At 68.8% G+C, this 22,230-nt stretch carries 19 protein-coding genes; 14 read left to right on the top strand and 5 right to left on the bottom strand.

The window, feature by feature from the left end:
• Positions 1 to 17 precede the first annotated feature (17 nt).
• The 4 genes from MNR01_RS12210 to def form a co-directional block, all read right to left on the bottom strand.
• Positions 18 to 1,703 carry a glycosyltransferase family 39 protein gene (locus MNR01_RS12210; protein ID WP_345779010.1) on the bottom strand — a complete coding sequence of 562 codons (1,686 nt, stop codon included), beginning with the start codon at positions 1,701 to 1,703 and terminating at the stop codon, positions 18 to 20.
• Positions 1,704 to 1,760: 57 nt separating this feature from the next.
• Positions 1,761 to 3,083, bottom strand: a complete 1,323-nt coding sequence (rsmB, locus tag MNR01_RS12205) for a 16S rRNA (cytosine(967)-C(5))-methyltransferase RsmB (RefSeq protein ID WP_241918058.1) — start codon at positions 3,081 to 3,083, stop codon at positions 1,761 to 1,763.
• Positions 3,084 to 3,094: 11 nt separating this feature from the next.
• The gene (fmt, locus tag MNR01_RS12200) at positions 3,095 to 4,009 is read right to left on the bottom strand and encodes a methionyl-tRNA formyltransferase (RefSeq protein ID WP_241918057.1); all 915 of its coding nucleotides are present in this window, start codon (positions 4,007 to 4,009) and stop codon (positions 3,095 to 3,097) included.
• Between the two features lie 117 nt (positions 4,010 to 4,126).
• A complete protein-coding gene (def, locus tag MNR01_RS12195) occupies positions 4,127 to 4,642 on the bottom strand; it encodes a peptide deformylase (RefSeq protein ID WP_241918056.1) in 516 nt (171 codons plus the stop codon).
• Positions 4,643 to 4,907: 265 nt separating this feature from the next.
• On the opposite strand from def, the gene MNR01_RS12190 reads away from it, so the two are divergent.
• From MNR01_RS12190 to MNR01_RS12125, 14 genes are all read left to right on the top strand, one after another.
• Positions 4,908 to 6,056: a LysM peptidoglycan-binding domain-containing protein gene (locus MNR01_RS12190; RefSeq protein ID WP_241920613.1), complete on the top strand. Its 1,149-nt coding sequence runs from the start codon at positions 4,908 to 4,910 to the stop codon at positions 6,054 to 6,056.
• Between the two features lie 91 nt (positions 6,057 to 6,147).
• Positions 6,148 to 7,317 (top strand): DNA-processing protein DprA, encoded by a 1,170-nt coding sequence (dprA, locus tag MNR01_RS12185; protein WP_241918055.1) that lies wholly within the window; start codon positions 6,148 to 6,150, stop codon positions 7,315 to 7,317.
• Between the two features lie 89 nt (positions 7,318 to 7,406).
• The gene (locus tag MNR01_RS12180; RefSeq protein ID WP_200607559.1) at positions 7,407 to 7,895 is read left to right on the top strand and encodes a DUF494 family protein; all 489 of its coding nucleotides are present in this window, start codon (positions 7,407 to 7,409) and stop codon (positions 7,893 to 7,895) included.
• 435 nt (positions 7,896 to 8,330) lie between these two features.
• On the top strand, positions 8,331 to 10,838 hold the full coding sequence (locus MNR01_RS12175) for a DNA topoisomerase I (protein WP_241918054.1): 2,508 nt from the start codon (positions 8,331 to 8,333) through the stop codon (positions 10,836 to 10,838).
• A gap of 113 nt (positions 10,839 to 10,951) precedes the next feature.
• Positions 10,952 to 11,515 carry a Sua5/YciO/YrdC/YwlC family protein gene (locus tag MNR01_RS12170; protein ID WP_241918053.1) on the top strand — a complete coding sequence of 188 codons (564 nt, stop codon included), beginning with the start codon at positions 10,952 to 10,954 and terminating at the stop codon, positions 11,513 to 11,515.
• A 101-nt stretch (positions 11,516 to 11,616) separates the two neighbouring features.
• Positions 11,617 to 12,225, top strand: a complete 609-nt coding sequence (locus MNR01_RS12165) for a DUF1579 domain-containing protein (RefSeq protein ID WP_241918052.1) — start codon at positions 11,617 to 11,619, stop codon at positions 12,223 to 12,225.
• Between the two features lie 14 nt (positions 12,226 to 12,239).
• On the top strand, positions 12,240 to 13,001 hold the full coding sequence (locus MNR01_RS12160; protein WP_345779009.1) for a DUF4124 domain-containing protein: 762 nt from the start codon (positions 12,240 to 12,242) through the stop codon (positions 12,999 to 13,001).
• Positions 13,001 to 13,666, top strand: a complete 666-nt coding sequence (locus MNR01_RS12155) for a DUF4124 domain-containing protein (RefSeq protein WP_241918051.1) — start codon at positions 13,001 to 13,003, stop codon at positions 13,664 to 13,666. Before MNR01_RS12160 ends, MNR01_RS12155 begins: the two co-directional genes overlap by 1 nt.
• A 158-nt stretch (positions 13,667 to 13,824) precedes the next feature.
• Positions 13,825 to 15,681 carry a CocE/NonD family hydrolase gene (locus MNR01_RS12150; protein ID WP_241918050.1) on the top strand — a complete coding sequence of 619 codons (1,857 nt, stop codon included), beginning with the start codon at positions 13,825 to 13,827 and terminating at the stop codon, positions 15,679 to 15,681.
• Positions 15,682 to 15,774: 93 nt separating this feature from the next.
• On the top strand, positions 15,775 to 16,686 hold the full coding sequence (locus MNR01_RS12145; RefSeq protein ID WP_241918049.1) for a dienelactone hydrolase family protein: 912 nt from the start codon (positions 15,775 to 15,777) through the stop codon (positions 16,684 to 16,686).
• Between the two features lie 111 nt (positions 16,687 to 16,797).
• A complete protein-coding gene (locus MNR01_RS12140; RefSeq protein WP_241918048.1) occupies positions 16,798 to 17,601 on the top strand; it encodes an SDR family oxidoreductase in 804 nt (267 codons plus the stop codon).
• Between the two features lie 112 nt (positions 17,602 to 17,713).
• Complete coding sequence (locus tag MNR01_RS12135) at positions 17,714 to 19,156, top strand: aminotransferase class V-fold PLP-dependent enzyme (protein WP_241918047.1); 1,443 nt, start codon at positions 17,714 to 17,716, stop codon at positions 19,154 to 19,156.
• On the top strand, positions 19,153 to 19,404 hold the full coding sequence (locus MNR01_RS12130) for a hypothetical protein (RefSeq protein WP_241918046.1): 252 nt from the start codon (positions 19,153 to 19,155) through the stop codon (positions 19,402 to 19,404). The genes MNR01_RS12135 and MNR01_RS12130 overlap by 4 nt, the downstream gene beginning before the upstream one ends.
• 109 nt (positions 19,405 to 19,513) lie before the next feature.
• Complete coding sequence (locus MNR01_RS12125; RefSeq protein ID WP_241918045.1) at positions 19,514 to 21,121, top strand: serine hydrolase domain-containing protein; 1,608 nt, start codon at positions 19,514 to 19,516, stop codon at positions 21,119 to 21,121.
• Positions 21,122 to 21,179: 58 nt separating this feature from the next.
• On the opposite strand, the gene MNR01_RS12120 is transcribed toward MNR01_RS12125, so the two are convergent.
• On the bottom strand, positions 21,180 to 22,184 hold the full coding sequence (locus MNR01_RS12120; protein ID WP_241918044.1) for a cupin-like domain-containing protein: 1,005 nt from the start codon (positions 22,182 to 22,184) through the stop codon (positions 21,180 to 21,182).
• Positions 22,185 to 22,230: the final 46 nt, after the last annotated feature.

Here is a 22,230-nt window from a genome sequence, read left to right as displayed (position 1 = left end):
GATTGCACGCGCCCCGATTACCGGCAATTGGCCGCGGCGGCGCCCGGCACCAGCGTCCATCCGCGCCGGTTGGCGTGACCCAGGTGCTGCGCCTTGCCCGTTTCGATGCACGCGGCCAGCGCCACGTCCTGCACCAGCAGCCATCGCGTCCCAGGCGCCTGTCGCTGCCAGGCCAGACCACGCTGCATCTGCTCGTCGAAGTCGACCTTGAAGCCGAACTCGGCGACACGCCGGTCTGCCATCAACAGATTCTGTTCGCGCCAGGCAACCAGGCCCAGTTCCGCCTGCGGACCAATGCGACGACCGACTTCGGTCATCAGCCCGCGCGCCGACGAGGAGTCGTTGAGCAGGGGCGCCAGGGCCATGCCGAAGCACACCCACAGACCGCTCAGCGTCGCCAGCATGGCGGCGACCGGACGCGCGCGACCGAACCACAGCAGGCAGCCGACACAGAAGAATCCCAGTGCCGCGATGCTGGCCGCCAGCGCCGTCGACACGTCTTCCAGCGAACGTTCGGCCACGAAGCGACGCTCGAACCCGGGATCGCCCAGCAGCATCGCCAGCCCGCCAACCAGCAGGCCGACGGCCAGGACTGCAGTGAATCCATAGGCCAGCCGGCGCACGCCCTTGCGGCGCAGCAGGCCCGGCAGCAGCGGACCCAGTGCCAGCGCCAGCATCGGCAGGGCCGGCAGGATGTACATGTCGCGCTTGCCGTTGGGCAGGGTGAAGAACACCAGCACCAGCAGCACCCACGCCAGCGGCAACAGGTAGCGCGGATCACGCCGGCGCAGGCGCCGCCACCAGGCGGGCAGCGCCCACGGCAGCACCAGCACTGTCGGCAACCACATGGTCGCCATCACTTCCAGGAAGTACCACACGGGCTGGCCGTGGTCCCATGACGCGCCGTAACGCTTGGCGGTCTGGCGGATCAGGATGTCGTCGATGTAGGCGCGGTACTCAGGACCGGCGTTGCCCAGCGCGGCGATCAGCATCGGCACCAGCCACACGCACGCGGCCAGCACGAAAGCGAGCGGACCGAGCCAGAACTTCGCGCGACCGGCATGCACCTTCACGTCCCAGCCGCGCAGCGAGGCGATGCCGGCGGGGATCAGCATCAGCAGCGCGATGAAGCCCACGCCCTTGCTGATCGTGCCCAGCGCCGCCGCGGCCCAGCCGAGCATCCACATCGGCCAGTTCGGCCCCTGGTTGCGGGCAACCTGCAGCACGTGCCGCAGCAGGCCGTAGTTGGCCAGCGTGATCCAGAACACCACCAGCGGATCGATCTGCGCCTTCTTCGCCTGCCAGGTGAACTGCAGTGCGAACAGCAACGCGTAGCCGGCGTAGATGCCGACGCGTCGCGTCCACAGGCGACGACCCAGGTCGACCACGCACCACAGCGTACCCAGCGCCGCGAGCAGCGACGGCAGCAGGAAGGCGATGCGCCAGTTGCCGAACACGGTGTATGCGATCGCCTGCAACCACATGAACAACGGCGGCTTGTCCGAATACAACTCGCTGCCGCGATGCGGGAACAGCCAGTCGCCGCTTTCGACCATGTGCCGGGCGACCAGGGTGAAGCGGGGCTCATCCGCGGGCCACGGGTCGCGAAGGCCGAGGCCGGCGCCGAGCACGAGCAGGGCGATGATCCAGAACAGCGTGGTGTCGTTGCGCCAGGTCGGGCGCGAGGCGATCGGCTTGAGCATGCGGCGGATGATAGCGGGCGGGCGTCGTCGCGATGTCGGAACGGATCGGGCCGGACGTCAGCCCTTCCGGCGCATCCGCGCGTAGAAGAACCCATCGCAGTCCAGCTCACCGGGCAGGCGCTGGCGGCCGGCGCCGCTGACCCGGCCGAAACGCTCGTCGAGCGGTTCGGCGACTGCATCGGGCGTGCGCGCCAGAAAGGCATCGACCTGCGCTTCGTTCTCGGCCTTGAGGATCGAGCACGTCGCGTAGAGCAGCACGCCACCGGGAGCGACCGTGGCCCACAGCGCGTCGAGCAGGCGCGACTGCGTCGCCACCAGCGCGGTCAGGTCCGATGCACGACGGTGCTGCAGCACGTCGGGCTGGCGACGGACGATGCCCGTCGCCGAGCACGGCGCGTCCAGCAGCACTGCATCGAATGCCACGCCGTCCCACCAGGCCGCGGTGTCGGCGGCGTCGGCGGCGAGCAGTTGCATGCGATCGCCCAAGCGCAGGCGGGTGAAGCCCGAACGCATGCGGTCGAGCCGCTGCGCATCGATGTCCAGCGCGACCAGGCGCAATGCGGCATCCCGCTCGAGCAGGTGCGCGGCCTTGCCACCGGGGGCGGCGCAGGCGTCGAGGACGCGGCCGGCGGGAGGCGGTGCGAGCGCCTCGGCGACCAGCTGCGCCGATGCGTCCTGCACGGACACTGCACCATCGGCAAAGCCAGGCAACACGGCGACCGCGGCCGGCGTGTCCAGGCGAAGTGCATCGGGGAGGCGATCGTCCACCTGCGCTTCGATCCCGGCCTCGTGCAGGCGGGCGCGATAGTCGTCACGCGATTGCTGGCGACGGTTCACGCGCAGCCACATCGGCGGCTCGGCGGCGCTGGCGTCGAGGATCGCCATTGCATCGTCCGGCCAGTCGCGATTGATCTGCTCGCGCAGCCACTTCGGCCAGTGTGCGTGCGGCTCGCCGGCCGGCAGGCCTTCGCGCTGGGCACGGCGCAGCAGTGCGTTGACCAGGCCGGCCTGGTGGCGTCGGCCGAGCGTGCGCGCGGCCTCGACCGTCGCCGCCACCGCGGCATGCGCCGGCAGGCCGAGCGGGTCGAGCTGGGCGAAACCGACGAACAGCAGCGCCTTGAGTTCGCTGTCGCGCTTGGGCAACGGTCGCGGCACCCATGCCAGCAACGCCGACTCGAATCGCGCTGGCTGGCGCAGCACCGCGAAGCAGATGGCTTCCACCAGCGCGCGGTCACGCGGATCGGCGATGCGCGGCAATGCCAGCGCAAGCTCAGCCTTCAGCGAACGGCCGTGATGCAGCACCGCATCGAGCACACGCGCCGCGGCAGCGCGTGAGGCGGCGCCGCTGTTGGTGATGGGGGAGGAGTCAGGACGTGGCATGGCAGCGGCCGTCAGCGCAGGTCCGGACGACCGTTGAGGTAATCGGCGGCCGTGATTGCCTTGCCGCCGTCACGCTGCAGCACGCGGATGCGCAGCACGCCCGTTGCGCAGGCGACATCGAGGCCATCGCGGCCGGCGCGAAGCAGCGACCCCGGCTCGGCGCCGTGGACTTCGTCGAGGGCGACCGCGCCGTGCAGGCGCAGGCGCTCGCCGGCCACGACCGCCTCGGCCATCGGCCAGGGGTTGAACGCGCGCACCTTGTTGGCCAGCACCGTCGCCGGCCGCGACCAGTCCAGGCGCGCCTCGGCCTTGTCGAGCTTGTGCGCGTAGGTGACGCCTTCTTCGGGCTGCGGCTGCGGCAGCGGACGGATGTCGGCGCGCAGCAGTCCCAGGCCGTCGGCGAGCACCTGCGCGCCGAGCGCGGACAGGCGGTCGTGCAGCTGGCCGCCGGTTTCCTGTTCGCCGATCTGCAGCGATTGCGAGAGCAGCACCGGACCGGTGTCCAGGCCCTTCTCCATCTGCATCAGGCACACGCCCGACTCGCGGTCGCCCGCCTCGATCGCGCGCTGGATGGGCGCGGCGCCGCGCCAGCGCGGCAGCAGCGAGGCGTGCACGTTCCAGCAACCGTAGGTGGGAATGTCGAGCACCGACTGCGGCAGGATCAGGCCGTAGGCCACCACTACCATCAGGTCCGGTTTCAGCGCGCGCAGCGCGTCCTTGGAAACGGCCGACTTGAAGTTCTCCGGCTGGAACACCTCGATGCCACGCAGCAGCGCCTCGCGCTTGACCGGTGACGGGGTCAGGCCGCGCCCGCGCCCGGCGGGACGATCGGGCTGGGTGTAGACGGCGACGACCTCATTGCGCTGCGCGGCTGCGCGCAGGCACGGCACGGCGAAGTCGGGGGTGCCGGCGAAGACGATTCTCATCGGGGGATGTGCGCCAAGGGAGGGTTGGTGTCATCCCGGCGGGCAGGCAGCAGGCTGCGTGTCGCCGGGCGGTAGCGCAATGGATGTCCTCGCCGCGCCCGGGACGACCGGGGTGGCTCAGGCCGCGGCCTGGCGGCGCTGCTTGGCCAGCTTCTTGCGCACCATCTCGCGCTTGAGCGGCGAGAGGTAGTCGACGAACAGCTTGCCGGCCAGGTGGTCCATCTCGTGCTGGATGCACACTGCCAGCAGGCCCTCGGCTTCGAGCGTCTGCGGCTTGGCATCGCGGTCGAGGAAGCTGACCGTGATCCGGTCGGCGCGGGTCACGTCGGCGAAGATGCCGGGCACCGACAGGCAGCCTTCCTGGTAAACCTGCTCGCCGTCGCGGGCGGTGATCTCCGGATTGATGAAGACCCGCGGCTGGTCGTGCTCCTCGCTGATGTCCATGACCATGAAGCGCTGGTGCACGTCGACCTGGCTGGCGGCCAGGCCGATGCCCGGGGCCTCGTACATGGTCTCGAACATGTCATCGAGCAGTTTCTGGAATTCGGCGCTGGTCACGCGTGCGGGATCGACCGGCGCGGCAACGGTGCGCAGGCGCGGATCGGGAAACTCGAGAATGGGGAGCAGGGCCATGGCGATTGTGGGCGGGCGATTCTGGACGGGGCGATTCTGGACGGGGCGATTCAGGGCAGCGATTTAAATGGGGGCGTGTGTCACAACCACAACAAGTAGTGCGATTGTAACCCCGTTGGGGGGTAGCCACGCTTGCAACCGTGCGCTTCTTCTGGGCTATATTGCCGCGGGGCCCCGCCTTTACCGGCGGATGGGGAAGCTGCCTGGGGCAGCACGTCAAGGGGCCGTCGATCCAGGCTCATTAGGGGAAAACCAGATGGTCACCATTTTCAAACCGTTGCGCACGGTGCTGACCGCTGCGTTGCTGACGGTCGCCACCTACGGCGTGGCCGCCGAGGTCGCGGGCAACCATCCTGACACCTACGTGGTCAAGAAAGGCGACACCCTCTGGGACATCGCCGGCAAGTTCCTGCAAAAGCCCTGGCTGTGGCCGGAAATCTGGCAGGCCAACCCGCAGGTCAAGAATCCGCACCTGATCTACCCCGGCGACGTGCTCTCGCTGGCTTACCTGGACCGCGTCGCGGTGCAGGAGGGCCCGCGTGAAGAGGCGCCGATCAACGCCATCCCGCTGTCCGACGTCGAGGCCTTCCTCAAGGACATGCGCGTGGTCGAGGACTTCGAGGGCCTGCCCTACGTGGTCGGCCTGGAAGAAGACCGCCTCGCCGGCAGCCTCGACCAGGTGGCCTACATCAAGGGCCTGGCCGACGCCCAGCCGGGCCAGCGCTACGCCATCGTCCGTCCGTCGCACCGCTACGTGACGATGGATCCGGACCGCTGCTGCGACAACTCCGGTCGCCGCGCCGCCGACCTCGACTTCCGCGGCAAGCGCAACATCGGCCTGGAGTCGCTGTGGAACTACCAGCTGCCGGCCGGCGGTGGCGACTTCCTGGGTTACGAGCTGACCAAGCAGACCACCGGCACCATCAGCCGCGGCATCGTCGGCGACTCCGACGCCGCCACGCTGGTGATCGACGGCAACGGCCGCGAAGTCCGCGTCGGCGATCGCCTGATCCCGGTCGAAGCGCAGGCTTACGACCTGCAGTTCATGCCGCACGCCCCGAACCAGGAGCTGCCGCTCGACAAGGCCCGCGTGATCGCCGTCGCCGACATGCTCACCAGCGGCGGCAACCGTGACGTCGTGGCACTGTCGGTCGGCACCGCCGATGGCATCGACAATGGCACCGTGCTGTCGACCTGGCGCCAGGGCAGCCTCGAGATCGACCGCGTCAAGGCCGGCATCGATCGCAGCTACGACGCCACCACCCGCGGTGGCGAGGTCAAGCTGCCTGACGAGTTCGCCAGCCACGTCATGGTCTTCCGCACCTTCGAGAAGGTCAGCTACGCGCTGGTCATGGACGGCGTCCGTCCGACCCGCCTGGGCTACCGCCTGAAGCACCCGGACGCGACCAACTGAGCAACCGGGCGCCCTGCGAGCAGGGTTGACCTACGATCCAAGTCGACGGCGCCCTAGGGCGCCGTCGTCGTTTCCGGACCAGGCTTGGGCGATGCCGCCCGCACCGCCACCGCCCCCTGCCACCGCCCCCGGCGACGACGCCCACGCCCTGCTGCGGCTGCTGGTGGCCGCAGGCGCGGTCGAGCCGCGGCGACGCCTGCTCGAACGGCATGGCAGTGCTGCGCAGGCACTGGCCGCGGGCCCTGCCGCCTGGCGCGAGTGCGGGCTGGCGGCGCAACAGATGGCGAAACTATCCAGGCCCGATGCGGTGCGACTGGAGAACGCGGAAAAGTGGCTGCGCGAGCCCGGCCACCATCTGCTCGACTGCCGTCACTGCGACTATCCGGCGCTGTTGCTACGCGGGCCCAACCCGCCGTTGGCACTGTTTGTCGCCGGCGACCCCACCCTGCTCTGGCATCCCTCGGTTGCCATCGTCGGCACGCGCGGACCGACGCCTGCCGGGACCGCGCACGCCGCCGACTTCGCCCACGCACTGGCGCGGTCAGGTCTGGCGGTGACCAGTGGCCTGGCCGCCGGCATCGACACCGCCGCACACGAAGCCACGCTCGCCGCCGACGGCATCACCGTGGCCGTGCTGGGCACCGGCCCGGACGTCGCCTACCCGCGCGCCAACGCCCGCCTGCTGGCACGTATCGCCGAGCGCGGTGCGGTGGTCAGCGAGCACCTGCCGGGCACCGGTCCGTCGACATGGCACTTCCCGACCCGCAACCGGATCATCGCCGGCCTGTCGCTGGCGACCCTGGTGATCGAAGCGGCCTGGCAGTCCGGCGCCCTGATCACCGCCCGCCTGGCCGCCGAGGCAGGGCGCGATGTCTTCGCCCTGCCCGGCTCGATACGCAACCCGCTCGCCCGCGGCTGTCACCGCCTGATCCGCGAGGGTGCCGGGCTGGTAGAGGACCCCGCCGAGGTCATCGCCGCACTCGCCCCGCAGGCACAGGTACTGGCGCAGGACTTGCGGACACGCCTGGACGCCCCAATTCATCGCGGTGAGGAAGCCGTTAGCCGGCCCGCGAAGGATTCAGCGCGCGAAGACCCCGACTACCAGCAGTTGTGGCTGGCCCTGGGTCACGACCCCACCAATATGGATGAACTCGTCACACGGACTGGATTGACGGCCGCAGCAGTGTCCTCCATGCTGCTGCTCATGGAGCTTGATGGTCGTGTTCAGGCACAACACGGCCGGTACTTCCGCAATCGCTGAATGCGGCCTTCAAACGCTGGCACGAAGCGACCCGCGGGCCACCCGCAAGTTTCTGCCCACCGCGCCGCATGCGGCGCAGGCCGAGGGAAATGAAAGAGAGCATTCTGGACGTCCTGCTGTACCTGTTCGAGCACTACTTCACTGAAGACGCGGACCTCGTCCGCGACCACGATTCGCTCCGCAGCGGTCCTCTCTTTGACGAGCTCGGCAAAGCCGGGTTCAGCCCCGCCGAGATCAACAAAGCCTTCGAATGGCTCGATGCGCTGGCCCAGCAACGGCCCAGTGCCAGCGCCCCGCGCGCCGACGGTCCGACCCGCATCTATTTCGGCCCCGAACTCGACCGACTCGACGTCGAGTGCCGCGGCTTCCTGATGTTCCTGGAGCAGCACGGCGTGCTCGATGCCGGCCAGCGCGAGCTGGTGCTCGACCGCGCCATGGCCCTGGACCAGGACGAACTCGACCTGGACGACCTGAAATGGGTCGTGCTGATGGTCCTGTTCAACCAGCCCGGTTCCGAGGCGGCCTACGCCTGGATGGAAACGCAGATGTTCGAGGACGAGCCCGAGCCGGTGCACTGAAGACTACCGGCCCCCGCGCAGGGGGTCGGTCGGACGCCGACCTTCGAAGCGGACACGACGACGTCGCCCGCCTGCCAGCGACGGGCGTAATGCGCCCTGGGATCGTAGAACGCGCTGTGCAGGCTGCTTGGCAGCGCCTCAATTTCGTCTCCCTCGCCACCGGCGGCTGCGATTGCGGCCTGAGCGTTGTTTTCTGCCGGGCGCTGGTTCCGCCGGCGCCCCCCCGGATTCGCGGCCGATGAAACTGAACAGCACCGCAGCCGCTGCGCTTGCTGTCCCGACTTCACGCAGTCGCGCTTGACAGCCGTGGCCGCTGCGTGCCCTCAATAAATAAGGAAGCCCCCCTGCGCCCCGCCTCGATGCCGGGCCCAGCCTTCTACAGACCTCAACCGTTACAACCGCCAGCAGCGCCGGAACTGGTCCTGCGGAGCCCCCATGGCCAAGAATCTCCTAATCGTCGAGTCGCCTGCCAAGGCCAAGACGATCAACAAGTACCTAGGCAAGGACTTCACCGTCCTGGCCTCCTATGGCCACGTCCGCGATCTGGTGCCCAAGGAGGGCGCGGTCGATCCCGACCGCGGCTTCGCCATGCGCTACGACCTGATCGAGAAGAACGAGAAGCACGTCGATGCCATCGCCAAGGCCGCCAAGAGCGCCGACGCGCTGTACCTGGCGACCGACCCGGACCGCGAGGGCGAGGCGATCAGCTGGCACATCGCCGAGATCCTGCGTGAGCGCGGCCTGCTCGAAGGCAAGACCCTGCAGCGGGTGGTGTTCACCGAGATCACCCCGCGCGCCATCAAGGAAGCGATGAACCAGCCGAGGCAGATCGCCACCGACCTGGTCGACGCGCAGCAGGCCCGCCGGGCGCTCGACTACCTGGTCGGTTTCAACCTGTCGCCGGTGCTGTGGCGCAAGGTCCAGCGCGGCCTGTCCGCCGGCCGCGTGCAATCGCCGGCATTGCGCATGATCGTCGAGCGCGAGGAAGAGATCGAAGCCTTCATCGCCCGTGAGTACTGGTCGATCGAGGCCGAGTGCGCGCACCCGACGCAGACCTTCACCGCCAAGCTCAACAAGCTCGACGGCAAGAAGTTCGAGCAGTTCACCGTCACCGACGGCGACACCGCCGAGGCCGCCCGCCAGCGCATCGTCAAGGCCGCCAATGGCGCCCTGCACGTCACCGACGTGGCCAGCAAGGAACGCAAGCGCCGTCCGTCGCCGCCGTTCACCACCTCCACGCTGCAGCAGGAAGGCTCGCGCAAGCTCGGCTTCACCACGCGCAAGACCATGCAGGTCGCGCAGAAGCTGTACGAGGGCGTGACCCTCGGCGACGAGGGCACGGTCGGCCTGATCAGCTACATGCGTACCGACTCGGTCAGCCTGTCGGAAGAAGCACTGGGCGAGATCCGCGACGTGATCGCTCGCGACTACGGCACGCGCGCGCTGCCGGACAAGCCCAACACCTACCAGACCAAGTCCAAGAACGCCCAGGAAGCGCACGAAGCCGTGCGCCCGACCTCGGCGCTGCGCACGCCGGCATCGGTGTCGCGCTTCCTCAGCGACGACGAGCGCCGCCTGTACGAGCTGATCTGGAAGCGCGCCGTCGCCTCGCAGATGGTCCCGGCCACGCTCAACACCGTCTCGGTCGACCTGGCCGCCGGCAGCGAGCACAGCTTCCGCGCCTCGGGCACGACCGTGGTCGACCCGGGCTTCCTGGCCGTCTACGAGGAAGGCAAGGACACCAAGACCAGCGATGACGAGGACGAAGGCCGCAAGCTGCCGGCGATGAAGATCGGCGACCGCGTGCCGCTCGACCGCATCCATGCCGACCAGCATTTCACCCAGCCGCCGCCGCGCTTCACCGAAGCGGCACTGGTGAAGGCGCTCGAGGAGTACGGCATCGGCCGTCCCTCGACCTACGCCTCGATCATCCAGACCCTGCTGTTCCGCAAGTACGTCGAAATGGAAGGCCGCAGCTTCCGGCCGTCGGACGTCGGCCGCGCGGTCAGCAAGTTCCTCTCCAGCCACTTCACCCAGTACGTCGACTACGACTTCACCGCCAAGCTCGAGGACGAGCTCGATGCGGTGTCGCGCGGCGAAGAGGAATGGGTGCCGTTGATGGAGAAGTTCTGGGGCCCGTTCAAGGAACTGGTGCTCGACAAGACCGAGTCGGTCGATCGCAGCGAAGCCACCGGCGCGCGCGAGCTGGGCACCGACCCCAAGAGCGGCAAGCCGGTCAGCGTTCGCCTGGGCCGTTATGGACCGTACGCGCAGATCGGCACGGTCGAGGACGAGGAGAAGCCGGAATTCGCTTCGCTGCGCCCCGGCCAGAGCATGCACACCATCGAGCTGGCCGACGCGCTGGAGCTGTTCAAGCTGCCGCGCAAGCTCGGCCAGAGCAACGGCCACGAAGTCAGCGTCGGCATCGGCCGCTTCGGTCCGTTCGCCAAGCGCGGCACCGTGTACGCCTCGCTGCCGAAGGAAGACGATCCGCACACCATCGATTTCGACCGCGCGGTGTTCCTGATCGAAGAGAAGGAAGAGATCGCCCGCAACCGCATCATCAAGCAGTGGGACGAAAGCGACATCCAGGTCCTCAACGGCCGCTTCGGCCCGTACATCAGCGACGGCAAGCTCAACGGCAAGATTCCCAAGGACCGTGAGCCGGCATCGCTGACGCTGGAAGAAGTCACCCAGCTGCTGGCCGATACGGGCAAGCCGGTGCGCGGCCGCTTCGGCAAGAAGAAGGCGGCGGCGAAGAAGGAGCCGGCGGTCAAGAAGGCGGTGGTGAAGAAGGCCGTCGCGAAGAAGGCACCGGCCAAGAAGGCGGCGAAGAAGACGGCGGCCAAGAAGGCGCCGGCGAAGAAGGCCGTGTCGAAGGCTGTGGCCAAGAAGGCGCCGGCGAAGAAAGTGGTGAAGAAGGTCGCCAAGGCCAAGGCCTGAGGGCTGCCCTCACCCCAACCCGCACCCCGGCCCGAGCGCACAGCGCTCGGGGTGCGGGAGAAGGTGGCCGGCAGGGCGGATGAGGGCTGCTTTTGCCCGCTATCCTTCCCCCCATGCCGACGCCCGCCACCCCCACCGAATCTGCCATCGCCCTCCGCCAGGGCGCCGTCATCGCCTACCCGACCGAAGCCGTCTGGGGCCTGGGCTGCGACCCGTTCGACGAATCCGCGGTGATGCGACTGCTCGCCATCAAGCAGCGTCCGGTCGAAAAAGGCCTGATCCTGATCGCCGGTTCCCTGGATCAGACCGACGGTCTGCTCGACTGGCAGGCCCTGCCGCCACCGCGCCGCGAAGCGGTGCTGGCGACCTGGCCGGGGCCCAACACCTGGATCGTGCCAACCACTGCACGCGTGCCGCGCTGGATCACCGGCGCCCACGACGGCGTCGCCGTGCGCATCAGCGCCCACCCCACGGTCGTCGCGCTGTGCGCGGCATTCGGCGCGCCGCTGGTCTCGACCAGCGCAAATCTCAGCGGCGAGCCGCCCGTGCACGCCCGCGAGGCGCTCGACCCGCGCTTGCTGGTCCAGCTCGACGGCGTGACCGCGGGTGAAACCGGCGGCCTGGCCTCGCCCACCACCATTCGCGACGCACGCAGCGGCGCCCAGTTGCGCGCGTAGTCACCGCCTGCCGGCACGCTGGCTTAACGGCCAAGGTCGTAGCGTCCCGGCGCCGGCGTTGATCGGCAACGCCACGGACCGGGGCCCACCAGGAGGCCGTCATGAAGATCGCGCAGATCTCCCTGCTCACGCTGGCGTTGCTCGCCGCGCTTCCACTGGCGGCACAGGACAAGTCGGCCAAGCCAGCACAACTCACGCCCGAGCAGCAGGCGATGATGCAGGCCTGGGAAAAGGCCGCGCAGCCGGGCGAGCAGCACAAGCAGCTGGCCGCGATGGTCGGCAAGTGGACCACCCGGCAGACGATGTGGATGGACCCTGACACGCCGCCGATGACCGAGACGGGTTCGGCAACCAACACGCTGGTGCTCGGCGGCCGCCACATCCGCCAGGATTTCCGCAGCAAGTGGATGGGCCAGCCGTTCGAAGGCGTCGGCTTCAACGGGTACGACAACGTCACCGGCAAGTACTACAGCACCTGGATGGACAGCGGTTCGACGGGAATGTACGTGTCGTACGGCGACTACGACCCGGCGACGAAGACCTACACCTACCGCGGCGAGATGGCGGACCCGGCCTCCAAGGGCGCGAAGGTCCCGGTCCGGCAGGTCGTGCGCGTGGTCGACAACGACCACCAGGTGTTCGAGATGTACGAGACCCGCGCCGGCAAGGAAGCCAAGACGATGCAGATCGACTACACGCGGCAGAAGTGAAGGGAGCAGCGGCCATGTTCGTGCATCCACACCTATCGCAGGCGACGCCGACGGCGCATGCTGCACGCATGTCGCCGCGTCGCTTCATGCTGCTTGCCTCGTTGCCACTGCTGATTGCATCGGCGGCGGCGAGCGCGGGCGACATCACCATCTACCGGTGCACCGGCGGCGACGGCAAGCTGACGCTGCGCGATTCACCTTGCCACAAGGGCGAGACCCAGCAGGCCAAGGAAATGCAACGCCCCAAGGATCCGCCCAAGCGCGCCAAGGCCAAGGCGACGACCACGCGCGCGCCGTCGAAGGCGGTGGCAACGGTGACGGCTGCCGCATCGGCGCCGGTCGCGACGACACGCTATATCGTGATGACCCCACCCAAGCCGATGTACGAATGCACCACGCCCGATGGCACCAACTACATGAGCGAGACCGGCGAGGGCAATCCGCGCTGGATGCCGCTGTGGGCCCTGGGCTATCCGGTGGTGGATTCACGTACCTCGCTCGGCGACAACATCGGTGGGCGGCCCACCGGACCTTCGGGCTCGCAACCCGGGCCGCCGATGGGCGGACAGTTCGTGTATGACCCCTACGGCCCCGGCAGCTGGGTTCGCGACACCTGCACGCAACTTCCGCAGCAGGAAGTCTGCGCGCGCCTGCGCGATCGCCGCTGGGATCTCGGGCGGTCCTACAACAGCGCCCTGCAGGGCGAGCGCCAGGCGATCGACCGCGAACAGCGCGGAATCGATGCACGCCTGGCCAACGATTGCGGTGGCGTCTGATGCGATTGGCAGTGGGTGGGGACGGCGCGCGACGACGCTTGCCGTGGTTGCTGCTGTTGCTCGCACTTGCCCCGCATGCACAGGCGCAGGTGGCGATCTACCGCTGCACCGATGCCAGCGGCGCAGTGACGCTGCAGAACGGCGTCCCCTGCCCCAAGGGCAGCACAGAGGTGAAGCGCGTGGTCGAGCCGGCGCCGCAGCAGTCGCGCGCGCAGTTCCTCTCCACGGGCGCCGCACCTGCGCCGGCGCCTGCGGCGACCAGGGCCGCGCCCGCTGCGCCGGCCTCCGCACCCGCTTCCGCAACGGCCGCATCGGCGCCCCCGTTACCTGAACGCGGCGGGCGCACCGCGCCGCCGCCCTTGTTCGAATGCCGCACGTGGGAAGGCCACCGCTACCTGGGCGACGACGCCCAGCCGCCGCCGCGGTGCGTGCCGCTGGCGGTGACCGGCCTGGATGGATCCAATGGCGGCACCGGCACGGCCTGCCAGATGGTCGACGACCAGTGCCAGCCCGTGCCCGACGCCCTCCTGTGCCAGGGATGGACGCAGCGCCTGGGCGACGTCGAGTCGCAGTCGGTGGGTGGCGCCGACAATCGCGCGTACGCCCAGGCCGAAGCCACGCGCCTGCGCGCGATCATCGCCGGAAGCACTTGCGCGCCCCCCTGAGCGGCGTGGCAGGCTGTCCGCCATGCACGGTTCACTGCGTTTACCGAAGCGTCGCACGCGCTAGCCGGCGACAGTTCCGACTGAACAGTTCCGACTGAGCAGTTCCAACTGATACGCGCGCCGCAAGGAACGCCGACTTGGAGATGGATTTGTCCGCGGTGCGACCCGCTTCATTCTGGTGGCTGCTGATCATCACGGGCCTGATGGTCGCGTCGGTGGCTGCCGGCCTGGTCTACACCCTGCGCGAGTACATCCCGGCACATTGGCAGTTGCCGGTGCGGGCGCTGATGTTCAACGTGCGCATCGACGATCGCGTCTGGATCACCATGCCCGACAGCGTGCGCCTGGCCGGCACCCTGTACCGTCCACGCGGCGACAGCGGGCCACTGGCCGCCGTCTACATACGCCTGCCCTACGACCGCAAGCGCTACGGCGAGGCGCTGGGCGATGCGATGTTCTTCGCGCGCAACGGCTACGCGGTGCTGGTGCAGGACGTGCGCGGCAAGTTCGAATCCGAAGGCGACGGCTTCGTGCCGTGGCGTCATGCCACCAGCGACGGCGTGGCGACGCTGGAATGGATCACGAAGCAGTCGTGGTCGAACGGCAAGGTCGGCACGATCGGCTGTTCGGCGCTGGGCGAACTGCAGTACTCGCTGGCACGGGCGAACCATCCCGCGCACGCCGCGATGATTCCCGGCGCCGCCGGCGGCGCCGCCGGCATGCTCGCCGGCAACGCCGAGTACTTCGGCGCGTTCGAGGGCGGCGTCCTGCAGCTGGCCGGCGCCACCGGCTGGTTCTCGCGGCATGGCGGCAAGCTGGCGCACTCGGGTTCGCCGGACGTTCCCGGCATGGCCGGACTGCTGCCACAGCTGCCGGTGCTGGAACTGGTGCGACGCGCGCGTCCAGGCCCGAACGCCTTCGAGGATTTCCTGCAGACGCCACTCGGTGATGCCGGCTGGAACGACCTGGATTACGTTACCGACGCCGATCGCGTCACCACGCCGGCGCTGGTGATCAACACCTGGGGCGACCCGTCCATCGAGGGCACGCTGGCGATCAGCGAAGCGGTGCGTCGCGCATCGCCGGTGGCCGCCGCCCACCAGCACGTGATCATCGCCCCGGGCAACCACTGCGAGCATGAACTGATCGCCGACATGGGCCGCTTCGGCGAGCTGCCCGTGCGCAATGCCGGACAGCCCTACCGGCAGTGGTACCTGCAATGGTTCGACTACTGGCTGCGCGGCAAGGGGGACGGGTTGGCAAGCCTGCCGCCGTACCTCTACTTCGTCGTCGGCGAGCAGCGCTGGCTCACGGCAAACACGTGGCCGCCGGTGCAGGCACGCCACCAGCGCTGGTACCTGCGCAGCGACGGCAAGGCCAATACCCGCGACGGCGACGGCACGCTGGGCCCGCAACCGGACCAGAGCGAGCACTCCGACGGTTACCTCTACGACCCGCTGGACCCGGCGCCCTCGCGCGGCGGGCCGCTGTGCTGCAGCGCCGATCCGCATGCGTTGTCGGGACCCGTCGACCAGCGCGATGTCGAAACACGCAACGATGTGCTGGTCTATACGTCGGCCCCGCTGGAGGCGCCGATGCGCATCGTCGGACCGCTGCGCGCGCACCTGACGGTGTCGTCTTCGGCGCCTGACACCGACTTCGTCGCCCGCCTGGTGCATGTGTGGCCCGACGGACGCGCCACCAATATCCAGGAAGGCGCGATGCGCGCGCGCTATCGCGACGGCATCTTCTGCCCGACCCGGATGGCCCCCGGCCAGACCTACGCGTTGACGGTGGACATGCGCTCGATCGCCTACCTGGTGCCGCGCGGCCACCGCATCCGCCTCGACATCACCAGCAGCAGCTTTCCGCGGCTGGAGCGCAACCTCAACACCGGCGGCCGCAACTACGACGAGTCTGTCCCGGCACGCGCACTCAACCGCATCCACCTCGGCGGCGTTGACGGCTCCTACCTCGAGCTGCCGGTGCTCGCGACGCCCGAGCCGCAGGCGTAGCCGTCCCGCCGGCGCAGCCGCGGAAAGGTATGCTCGGCGTCCCGAAGCGCTGGTGGCGTGGACGCCGCCAGCCGAAACCGTGCGGAGACCACCATGCCCAATCCTCCCCGTCTGAAGGCCAGCGACTTCGATCCCGAGGTGCTGCGCCTGTTCGATCAGTACGTCCATGGCGCGATAGATCGACGCGGCTTCCTCGCCGGTGCGGCCCGTTTCGCCGCCGGCGCCGCGGGCGCGGCCGGACTGCTCGCCGCACTGAGCCCGCAGTTCGCCGCCGCGCAGCAGGTCAAGCCCGACGACAAGCGCCTGACGGCGAAGTACCTGGAGTTCGCTTCGCCGCAGGGCTACGGCACCGCACGCGGCTACCTGGCGCGACCGGCCAAGGCGCGCGGGCCGCTTCCGGTGGTGCTGGTGGCGCACGAGAACCGCGGCCTCAATCCGCACATCGAGGACATCACGCGGCGACTGGCGCTGGCGGACTTCATCGCCTTCGCTCCCGACGCGCTGTTCCCGCTCGGCGGCTACCCCGGCAACGAAGATGCGGCGCGCACCCTGTTCGGCCAGCTCGACCAGGCGAAGACGCGCGAGGACTTCGTCGCCGCGGCGGGCATGCTGGCCGGCATCGAGGGCGGCAACGGTCGCCTCGGCGCGGTGGGCTTCTGCTATGGCGGCGGCATCGCCAACTTCCTCGCCACGCGCCTGCCCACTCTCGCCGCCGCAGCGCCGTTCTACGGTGCCGCCGCGCCTCTGGAGGACGTGCCGAAGATCAAGGCCGAGTTGCTGGTCGTCCTGGCCGCCAACGACGAGCGCATCAACGCCAACTGGCCGGCCTACGAGTCGGCGCTGAAGGCGGCGGATGTCCACTACACGCTGTTCCAGCCGCCGGGTACGCAGCACGGCTTCAACAACGACACCACGCCGCGCTACGACGAGGCAGCGGCGAAGGAAGCCTGGACACGCACGCTTGCCCTGTTCAATCGCACCTTGCGCGAGGGTGGCAAGCCGTAACCGCAACCGGATTGTTGCGCGCGGGACAACACGGGGTGTCCGCGGCCAGGCCTTCCGGCGCGGTGCGGGCAGACCTACCGTGATGCGACCGCGAAATGAGGAACCCGGACAATGAAGATCGTGGTGGCCGGCGGGCATGGCCTCGTTGGATCCAAGCTTGTCGCCAGGCTGAAGCTGCGCGGCCACGAGGTCGTTGCCGCCTCGCGCCGGTCCGGCGTCAACACGCTTACCGGCGAGGGGCTGCAGGAAGCGCTGGACGGGGCGCATGCCGTCGTCGACGTGACGAATGCGCCGTCGTTCGAGGAACCGGAGGTCACCGAGTTCTTCACCCGTTCCAGCGAGCAGCTCCTTGCCGCTGGCGAGCGCGCCGGCATCGCCCATCACCTGGCGCTTTCGGTGATCGGCACGCAGCGCCTGCAGACCAGCGCCTACTTCCGGGCGAAGGATGCGCAGGAGCGGCTGGTGAAGCGCTCGAAGGTGCCGCACACCCTGGTGCAGGCGACGCAGTTCTTCGAGTTCATGGCCAGCATCATCCCGCCAGGCCACAGCAAGGACCTCGTCCAGCTGTCGCCTGCGCTGGTGCAGCCTGCGGCGGCGGACGACGTCGCCGCGCAGCTGGCGGACCTGATCGAAAAGCCACCGTCGAACTCGATCGTCGAAATCGCCGGCCCCGAGACCTACCGGCTGAACGAGCTCGTGCAATGGGTGATGTACAGCTACCAGGACGATCGGCCGGTGGTGGCGGACGCGACGGCGCGGTACTACGACGCGCTGCTGGATGACCACACGCTCACGCCCGGGTCGAACGCGCTGCTGACACCCACCCATTTCCGCGACTGGCTCGACAGCTATCTCTCCGGCGCGATCGAGATGCCGCATGTCCACCACCCCAATCCCATGTCGCCCGACCGATAGTCGCGGCGGAGTTCGTGGATGAGGCCTGCCCGGCTGGCGTGAAACGCTGCGTTCTCCGCCCGGCGACGGTGCGTCCCGTATCCTTGGCCGGTTCCCAAGGGATCCCTGCGCCATGGCCAACGACCGCTTTGCGTCCGCCGTGTTCGACGAGTACCTGAAGAAGGCGATGGCGCACGCCTCGTCGTACCTGCGCAAGCTCCCCGATCGCCACGTCGGCGCGCGCGCCAGCCGCGACGAACTGCTGGAAACACTGCGCGTGCCATTGCCCCGCCAGGGAGACGAAGGCGGCGACGTCATTGACCTGCTTGCAGCCCAGGTCGATCGCGGCGCGGTGGCCTGCAACTCACCGCGCTACTTCGGCTTCGTCATAGGCGGCGCCTACCCGGTGGCCCTGGCTGCCGACTGCCTGGTGTCGACCTGGGACCAGAACGCCGGCATCTATGCGATCTCGCCACTGGTGTCGGTGGCGGAGGAAGTCGCGGCGCAGTGGCTGCTGGAACTGTTCGACCTGCCACCCGAATCCGGCGTCGGCTTCGTCACTGGTTGCCAGATGGCCAACTTCACCTGCCTCGCCGCGGCCCGGCATGGGGTGCTGCGGCGCGTTGGCTGGGATGTCGAAGTCGACGGACTGGCCGGCGCACCACGCATCAACGTCATCGCCTCGGCCGAGTCGCACATCACCATCGACGTGGCGATGCGCTACCTGGGGATGGGCACGCGTGCACTGCAGCGGGTCGAGACCGATGCGCAGGGACGGATGCGCGTCGATGCGCTTGCCGACAAGGTGGCCTCGCTCACGGGCCCGACCATCATCTGCGCGCAGGCCGGAAACGTGAACACCGGTGCCTTCGATCCGCTGCGCGAGATAGGCCGCATCGCCAACGACTCCGGCGCGTGGCTGCATGTCGACGGCGCCTTCGGGCTCTGGGCGCGCGCGAGCCAGTCACGGCGCGACCTCGCCGACGGCATCGAACTGGCCGATTCGTGGGCCACCGACGCGCACAAGTGGTTGAACGTGCCCTACGACAGCGGCGTTGCCATGGTCCGCCATGCCCAGGACCATCGCGCCGCGATGACGACGGCCGCGGCCTACCTGATCCAGACCCAGGGCGAGGAACGCGACGCCGTCGACTGGGTGCCCGAGTTCTCGCGCCGTGCGCGCGGCATACCGGTCTACGCCACGCTGCGCGCGCTCGGACGCGACGGCATCGCCGACCTGATCGACAGCTGCTGCGCGCGTGCACGGCAGATGGCCGGGCAGCTCGCGCATGAGCCGGGCGTGCGCATCCTCAACGAGGTCGCACTCAACCAGGTACTGGTCCGCTTCGACGACGATGACGACATCACCCGCGCGGTCATCACCGGCGTGCAGCGTGACGGCACCTGCTGGCTTGGCGGGACCAACTGGCAGGGCCAGGCGGCGATGCGCATCTCGGTATCGAACTGGGCGACCACCGAAGACGACGCCAGTCGCAGTGTCGCCGCGATCATCCGCGTGTTCCGGTCGCTGCGCGACGCCGGGCCCGGACCAACCCGAGAGGACGCATCGACATGATCGAGATCATCCTGCTGCTGGGCAGCGACGACTACGCCATCGAGCACTGGGAGGACGCACCTGACCTGGTCGACTACAAAGGCCGGCCGTTTTCGCGACGTGCGGGACCACGCGTTCCGGTGTCGAGCGACCGCGGGATCGAGCCGGTGGCCGTCTATGCCCCGGATGAACTGACCGAGGAAGAGTTCCAGGACCTGTTCTATGCGCTCCAGCCGAAGGTGCCCGAGCTGGCGTTGAAGTACTCCTGACGCTGGAGCGGCGGCGGCGGTCACCGTGTCAACCTGACCGCCACTGCGACGATTACTGTCCTACCCACCCCGGGAGTCGGGGTCTCTGCAACCAGACAAGGAGCTCCGCATGGATGTCGCACGCAGGCAGGACAGTGGCAGCGCACCTTTGACCACGGCGGCCTGTACTGCCTTCGCACGCCGACGCAGCGCGCTTGCGTGCCTGGCGCTGGCGGGCGGGTTGCTGGCAACGGCAGCCGGTGCCCAGACGCCGCCTCTCGCGCCGGCATCGCAGGGGGTGTTCGGCGCCCTCGACCACGGCCTTCGCCCCACCACGCTCGCCGCCGATGCGCCCCTGCCGGGCTGGTCGCTGCGCGAGCGCATGGCATTCCATCACGTGCCCGGCGTTGCGATCGCGGTGATCCGTGATGGCCAGGTCGTCCAGGCAAGTGGCTTCGGTCTGCGCGAAGCCGGCAGCAACGATGCGGTGGATGCCGACACGATGTTCTCGGTCGGATCGGTCAGCAAGGTCGTGACGGCGGCGACCACGTTGCGGCAGGTCGCCGCGGGCAAGCTCGACCTGGATCGCGACGTCAACAGCTACCTGCGCTCGTGGAAGGTGCCCGATGCGCCCGCCTTCTCCCAGGACACGCTGACCCTGCGGATGTTGATGTCGCACACGTCCGGGCTGACGGTGTGGGGCTTCGAGGACTACCTGCCCGGCGCGAAGCTGCCCACCATCGTGCAGACCCTCGATGGCGTGGCGCCGGCGAAGAACGACCCGGTACGGATCGATTTCGAACCCGGGTCGCGAATGCGTTACTCCGGTGGCGGTGTCACCGTCGAGCAGCTCGTGCTCGAGGACACGACGCGCAAGCCGCTGGAAGCGATCGCCCGTGGTGCCGTGTTCGCACCGCTGGCCATGCGTCGCAGCTCGTACCTCAATCCGTTGCCGGCCACGCTGGGCAACATTGCCAAGGCGCACGACAAGGACGGCAACCTGACGGCATTGCCGCGCGGCTGGGAGGCGTTCCCGGAACAGGCCGCTTCGGGCCTATGGACCAGCGCCAACGACCTGGGCGCGTTCGTCGGTGCGCTGCTGCGCAGCTACCGGGGCCAGGACGACTTCCTCCCGCAGTCGCTGGCTCAGCAGATGATGAGCGAAGTCTCGCCGAGCATCCACGGCCTCGGACCGCGCCTGGAAGGCGAGGGCCAGACCCGGATCTTCCATCACGGCGGCTCCAACGACAGTTACCGCGCCTGGATCGAGGGTTACCTGGAGACCGGTGATGGCCTGGTCATCCTCACCAACGGCAGTAACGGCAGCAAGCTGATGATGGAAATCCGCAATGCGCTGTCGGACGCGCTTGGGCGCGGCGTCAACCCGCCGCTGCGGACACTGGCGCTGCCGCCGGCTGCGGTGTCCGGTTTCGCCGGAAGCTATCGCCTCGATACCACGGTGCCGAAGGACCTCGCCGGCAATCTCTCCGGTGCATTCGAATCGGACGTGCTCGACGTTGCCGTCAGCGACGCTTCGGTTTCGGTGCAGGACAAGGGCTCGCCGCCGATGAAGCTGCAGGCGCTCACGCCGACCCGCTTCATCGGTCCCGGTGACATCAGCCAGATGCGCTTCGAGTTCGTGCGCGACGCCAGGGGCGAAGTGCACTCGCTGATGGTGGCGCGCGGCAATGCACAGGCCTGGTTCCGCCGCGAGCCGGCGCAGGCGGCGACGCAATAGCGAGCAGTGTCAGCCCTGGGAACCGGCATTCATCGTGGGCTCCGCCTGGCAATGCGTCCTAGCCGTGGCGACCGGCCAACTGGCGCAGCTTCGCCACTACCTCGGGCGTCAGCGGCCCGAGGATCCCGCGCCGCGCTTCGGGAATATGCGCGGCCGGACTTTCGTCGCCGAACACGTAATGGTCGAGCAGCGCCTTCCACGCCGCGCGTTCGGCATCGGGCAGCGACTTGAATGCCAGGATGCAGTGCGCGAGTGCATCCAGCCCCGGTTCGGCGACATGCCCCGGGTATGCCTCCGGGCGCCACCAGTAGTTCACCAGTGCGTTGAGTTGTTCGAGCGATTCGACGTGGTGCCACCACACCGGCGGAATGTAGATCGCGTCGCCCGGTTCCAGTTCCGCGACCTGGGCATGCTCGATCGCTTCGCGCAGGCGCGGATAGCGCGGGTCGGCATGGTCCTGCAATCGCGGCAGGCTGATCGCGGCGGCCGTCGGTGCGAAGTCGAGCGGACCGACGTAGAGGTTGCGCACCTGTTCCGGCGGAAACAGCGTGAAGCGGCGCCGTCCGCAGACGACTACGGCCAGATTGTGGGAACTGTCGAAATGCGCCGGCGTGGTCACGCGGTTGCCCATCCACAGGCGCGGGCGCACGGCCGCGTCCAGCAGCGGGAGGGCATGTTCATCGAGCAACCCGGGCAGGCTGTCGGCGATCAACGCGCTCTGCATCGCCACGCCGGGCGTGTCCTCCAGCCGGCTGTACGAGGCCAGGCGCTGCAGCACCTGGGTCAAGGTGACGCGGAACCGCTTGTAGTTGAAGCTGTCCAGCTGTGCGTTGTAGCCGACGATGCCGCCCTCTTCCGGCGGCATCACCAGCACATCGACCGGCGTGCCGTTGTCGTAGCCGAGCAGCGCCTGGGCGAACGCGGTGTCCGATTGCTTCGCAAGCGCCACCAGCGGCCAGTGCCGGCACAGGCCGCGCAGCACCACGGGCCGGCCCCCATCGACGAGACGATCGGCGGTGAACGGCTCGGCGCTGGGCAGGATTTCCTCGATTGCGGTGGGCATCAGGCCTTGTGCGATCGCTATGTCCGGAAGCCGATGCTATCGGAAC

Origin of the sequence: Lysobacter sp. S4-A87 (genome assembly GCF_022637455.1) — a bacterium.
Taxonomy (GTDB): Bacteria; Pseudomonadota; Gammaproteobacteria; order Xanthomonadales; family Xanthomonadaceae; genus Lysobacter_J.
Note: the sequence above shows the minus strand (reverse complement) of the source record. Positions and strands in the feature narration are given on the sequence as shown.